The 2838-nt window shown below is 36.3% G+C and carries 2 protein-coding genes and 1 pseudogene; all 3 read right to left on the minus strand.

What is annotated here, in order from left to right; all coding sequences use genetic code 11:
• Positions 1–529: hypothetical protein (locus HMPREF1320_RS10810; RefSeq protein WP_009417809.1), on the minus strand; the 529-nt coding region annotated here is incomplete at its 3' end.
• A gap of 4 nt (positions 530–533) precedes the next feature.
• Positions 534–1106 carry a hypothetical protein gene (locus tag HMPREF1320_RS05705; RefSeq protein ID WP_009417808.1) on the minus strand — a complete coding sequence of 191 codons (573 nt, stop codon included), beginning with the start codon at positions 1104–1106 and terminating at the stop codon, positions 534–536.
• A gap of 35 nt (positions 1107–1141) precedes the next feature.
• Positions 1142–2838: pseudogene (locus HMPREF1320_RS11530) on the minus strand (hypothetical protein); the annotation flags it as partial.

Below are 2838 nucleotides of genomic sequence, written 5' to 3' on the forward strand. Positions count from 1 at the left end.
CATTTACAAAACGGTGAATCTCATTATGAAATCCTATACGTTGGTATCCTTTTGTTACCTCAATACGATGTGCCCTACAATAGACTAAAATATCCTCAAAAGTAAAAGTAAAAGGCGCATCGCAATCAGTGGTTTTAGTAAGATATCCTTTTTCATCAAATTCATACCAAAGTCCTTTGGCAAAACCTCTTACATATGCTATTCCTTTTTGTTTTATATACCCATTTGAAGCATAAAATTCTTTATATAAACAAAAATAAGAGTTAAAAGGGTAATAATTATAAATAATTTCATCTTCTCCTTTTAAAATCTCAAAATAAGTACCATTCTTTGAATATTGATGAACGTCCCCTAATACATCTTTTTTCATTATGCGATAAGTAGCTTCGTCAAATACTTCAAATTCATCGGTTATAGTTGGAAGATTTTGGTAAATTACTTTTTCCTCAGTTATTGCCCCAAAAGAAGACAGCAAAGGTAAGCCTATTCCCACAGCACCTAATGCTTTAAGAAATTCTAAACGGTTCATAGTGTTAATTATTGATGTATTCTATATCCTCTCTTTTGATTTCTTTCCCTGTTTTACCGTCTAAATAGATAGCTTCTATAAGGTCGTCACGCTTCAAATGTTCTATTGTCCAATAACAACTCCCATCGGCATTTACAAAACGGTGAATCTCATTATGAAATCCTATACGTTGGTATCCTTTTGTTACCTCAATACGATGTGCCCTACAATAGGCTAAGATATCCTCAAAACTAAAAGTAAAAGGCGCATCGTAATCAGTGGTTTTAATAAGATGTCCTTTTTCATCAAAATCATACCAAAGCCCTTTGGCAAAGCCTCTTACATAATTTATGCCTTTCCGCATTATATAACCGTTTGACATATAAAATTTCTTTGACATAAAAAAATAAGAATTGAAAGGAAAATAATTATAAATATAATCGCTTTTTCCTTTCCATATCTCAAAATAAGTACCATTCTTTAAATATTGATGAGCGTGTCCTAATACATTTTTTTCCATTACTTGGTATAAAGCCATATCAAAAACTTCAAATTCGTCGGTTACGATAGGGAAATTGTTGTAAATTATTTTACTCATATCTCTGTTATTTTATTTTTTTCTTTCTTATATTATTAACTTCTTATACTATCATTAGCTTTTTTCCATTGCCATTTCCATAGAGAATAGCGTTCTTCGTGTACAATATGCGAATAATCCATCAAGTTTTCTGTTGTTTTAACCGTATAAGTATAATCGGCATTACCACTTGCTTCTTTATTAGTAAAACTGTGTGGGAGGTCAAAACTGTGTAAAAACTCGTGAGCAGCGGTTTGGTCATTTCTGCTTGGAAATAATACAATAAACTTATCTGAGCAATACCCATTTAGTCCCTTAAAGCCACCAACACTCATATATCCTCCCCTCTCTCCTAAATAAATAGCTTTATAGAGGTCGTCATACTGGTTAGGATCTTCTTCTTTGGCACTTAAATCGGCTTTTAGTTTGTTGTAAATATATTTTTCCAAATCTATAAATCCTGGAGGGATAGAGGTGGTATCCTTGTAATAGCTTACTATTTTCCCAGCTCGAACATAAGTATTCAAAAAGTGGGGAGCATCAGTAGGATTACTTATATCTACTTCCTCAGTAATCACCTCGGTATTTATCAGAGCTTGGTGTAAATACTTTTTAAATAAATCTTCTTGCCCCGTAGTTTCTCCTGTCAATTCATTACCTGTTGAAATAGGAGGAGTCTTTACACTTATCAACAACATTTTAGCCTTTTTCTGTTTAGCAGGGGCGTTTGCCCATATATGGAGCTTGCCGGCTAATTGTTCCACTTCACTACCATCGGCTTGTTTGGTAACCGCAAATACTTCTAAATCCTTGTTTTCCCCACAAGGGGTATTACAAGTAATCAGCAGTAGTTGCTCTGTAACCCCTCTGGGCATTTCTTGGGTACGAATCACTTTGGGGCTTACAGTAAAGCCTTCGGGCTCTTTAAAACGCAATTCGTCAGGGGCTTGTTCTATATCTATTTTCAGCAAAACTTGCACGCTGTTGGGCTGTTCACTATCTCCTACTTTTTTAGTAGGCAACATAGAAAGCCACGAACAATAGTATTTTGTAGGACTACCTCCTACTGTACGCCAAGGCACAGTATAATAAGTGTATTCTCTTTCTAAATCAGTGTATAAGTTAGTATTAGGGGTAAAAGTCCCATCATATCTATTAACATCTGTTACAAGAGCTCCTGCACTATCGTATTGTTTGGCTACAATAGTTTTATAATCGGTATCGCCAAACACCCCTGTATCGCCTACGCGCATCCAGTCAAAACCGTAATCCTCACCTTTCCAGCCTCTTTTGGGTCGGAAGTGTACCAAGCATTTAGCGTGTATTTGTTGGTCACTGGTAGCATAGCTTTCTGCACTATTAGTAATATTATTTGCTTGTTCCCCTTTTACCGAAAGTAATCCTTTGCTGTTTACAGTTGCCTCTTCATCGGAGTGTATAAACAGCTTTTTAGTGCCCGCTACATTGGTATCCTGCGCCTCTATCTTTATCTGGTTAGGCGAGTGTATCAAGGCACTGCCCGCTTGGGTGTGGAAGTAAGTAGCAATGAGCTGTTCCATAAAGGGGGTGGTAAGCAAGGTCTTTTGCAAAATGTTCATCAGGGCGGTATTGCCCACGTCTAACACAAAATTGTTCTGTGCATTGAGTGAGATATTTCGCCCTGCACAAAGGGTAAAATCTTTTACGGCGTTCAGCTCTATATTCCCTTTGCCGTCAAGCAAATAACTACTACCTCTTTTGTCTTTTATCAGTA

Origin of the sequence: Capnocytophaga sp. oral taxon 335 str. F0486 (assembly GCF_000277665.1) — a bacterium.
In the GTDB taxonomy this organism is placed as follows: Bacteria; Bacteroidota; Bacteroidia; order Flavobacteriales; family Flavobacteriaceae; genus Capnocytophaga; species Capnocytophaga ochracea.